Annotated in this window: 2 tRNA genes and 1 rRNA gene; all 3 read left to right on the forward strand. The window is 47.2% G+C overall.

Features of this window, described 5'->3' with window-relative positions:
* The first annotated feature begins 450 nt into the window (after positions 1-450).
* The 3 genes from C8N47_RS18480 (at position 451) to C8N47_RS18490 (ending at position 2357) form a co-directional block, all read left to right on the forward strand.
* Positions 451-1968, forward strand: a 16S ribosomal RNA gene (locus tag C8N47_RS18480).
* Positions 1969-2127: 159 nt separating this feature from the next.
* Positions 2128-2201, forward strand: a tRNA-Ile gene (locus tag C8N47_RS18485).
* A gap of 82 nt (positions 2202-2283) precedes the next feature.
* Positions 2284-2357 (forward strand) — tRNA-Ala (locus C8N47_RS18490).
* Positions 2358-2404 lie beyond the last annotated feature (47 nt).

Below are 2404 nucleotides of genomic sequence, written 5' to 3' on the forward strand. Positions count from 1 at the left end.
CGGCACACAAGCCGAAGCAATCGGAAGCCGCGTTCTGTGAGGGTTTTAGAGGATTCGAGAGCTTTGAAAAAATCTTTAAAAAGAATTTGGAAAAGCGAAAAAAAGCCATTTACTTTGCAGCCGCAAAACGAGAAAGCGTTCTTTGTTGAAACGATGAGATTTTTGAAACCTTACAAAAGCGAAAGTACGTAAGAGAAAAAGCGTCTCGACAAGTCAGCGGGCAACAGTTCAATAAAAAGATTGAAACACAACGATATCCAGTGGTGGTAGAGAGGTTCGGTTCGACTCCGGCATATCAACAAGAATGGTAGTAGCCTTAAAAAGCTGCAAGCCGCAAGTTCATTGAAAAAATTGAGAAGGTAGATTAGAAAAGGAAGAATTGCTAATCTGCGAATTAAACAACGATAGACGTTAAATTCCAAAGAGCAGGAAAAGATTAAAATTTTTTATACAACGAAGAGTTTGATCCTGGCTCAGGATGAACGCTAGCGGGAGGCCTAACACATGCAAGTCGAGCGGGATTCTACTTTCGGGTAGATGAGAGCGGCGCACGGGTGCGTAACGCGTATGCAACCTGCCTCTAACAGGGGGATAGCCCGTTGAAAGACGGATTAATACCCCATAGTATAGTTGAGTGGCATCACTTAATTATTAAAGCTCCGGCGGTTAGAGATGGGCATGCGTGACATTAGTTAGTTGGTGAGGTAACGGCTCACCAAGACTACGATGTCTAGGGGTTCTGAGAGGATGATCCCCCACACTGGTACTGAGACACGGACCAGACTCCTACGGGAGGCAGCAGTGAGGAATATTGGTCAATGGGCGCAAGCCTGAACCAGCCATCCCGCGTGAAGGATGACTGCCCTATGGGTTGTAAACTTCTTTTGTGTACCAAGAATTGTTTCTACGTGTAGAGATTTGACGGTAGTACACGAATAAGCATCGGCTAACTCCGTGCCAGCAGCCGCGGTAATACGGAGGATGCAAGCGTTATCCGGATTTATTGGGTTTAAAGGGTACGTAGGTGGCCAATTAAGTCAGTGGTGAAAGTTTGCGGCTCAACCGTAAAATTGCCATTGATACTGACTGGCTTGAGTGCAGTTGAGGTAGGCGGAATGTGTAGTGTAGCGGTGAAATGCTTAGATATTACACAGAACTCCGATTGCGAAGGCAGCTTACTAAACTGTAACTGACGCTGAGGTACGAAAGCGTGGGGAGCGAACAGGATTAGATACCCTGGTAGTCCACGCCGTAAACGATGTTCACTCGCTGTATGCGATATATAGTATGCGGCCAAGCGAAAGCATTAAGTGAACCACCTGGGGAGTACGCCGGCAACGGTGAAACTCAAAGGAATTGACGGGGGCCCGCACAAGCGGAGGAACATGTGGTTTAATTCGATGATACGCGAGGAACCTTACCTGGGCTTAAATGGGGAACGACAGGCGTGGAAACATGCTTTTCTTCGGACGTTCTTCAAGGTGCTGCATGGTTGTCGTCAGCTCGTGCCGTGAGGTGTCGGGTTAAGTCCCATAACGAGCGCAACCCTTACCGTTAGTTACCATCAGGTCATGCTGGGGACTCTAGCGGGACTGCCACCGTAAGGTGAGAGGAAGGTGGGGATGACGTCAAATCAGCACGGCCCTTATGTCCAGGGCTACACACGTGTTACAATGGCCAGTACAAAGGGCAGCTACCTGGTGACAGGATGCTAATCTCTAAAGCTGGTCTCAGTTCGGATCGAAGTCTGCAACCCGACTTCGTGAAGCTGGATTCGCTAGTAATCGCGCATCAGCCATGGCGCGGTGAATACGTTCCCGGGCCTTGTACACACCGCCCGTCAAACCATGGAAGTTGGGGGTACCTGAAGTCTGTAACCGCAAGGAGCGGCCTAGGGTAAAACTAATGACTGGGGTTAAGTCGTAACAAGGTAGCCGTACCGGAAGGTGTGGCTGGAACACCTCCTTTCTGGAGCTGTTTGGAATAATACACGATGTTTAATGACCGGAAGAAGTAATCTTTCTTTTTCTACCTTTTTAAAAAAACAACAAAGAAGAGCAAGTGCGGAAAAGCTGTCAGCTAATGCTTATAGCTCGAAGCTAAAAGCTTGAAGCAACAAACAAAGACAGTCCCGTAGCTCAGCTGGTTAGAGCGCTACACTGATAATGTAGAGGTCCCCAGTTCAAGTCTGGGCGGGACTACAAAAAGTCAAAGCCCAAAATCCAAATAATCAAATACCAAACATTTGGGATTTGTAATTTGAAGTTTGGAATTTGAAAACTTGGGGGATTAGCTCAGTTGGCTAGAGCGCTAGATTTGCATTCTAGAGGTCAAGGGTTCGACTCCCTTATTCTCCACAAGATGAGTCGTGAGTTATGAATCGCGAGTCAAAAAGAGAAAAAAT

The organism is Mangrovibacterium marinum, from assembly GCF_003046625.1.
Lineage (GTDB): Bacteria > Bacteroidota > Bacteroidia > Bacteroidales > Prolixibacteraceae > Mangrovibacterium > Mangrovibacterium marinum.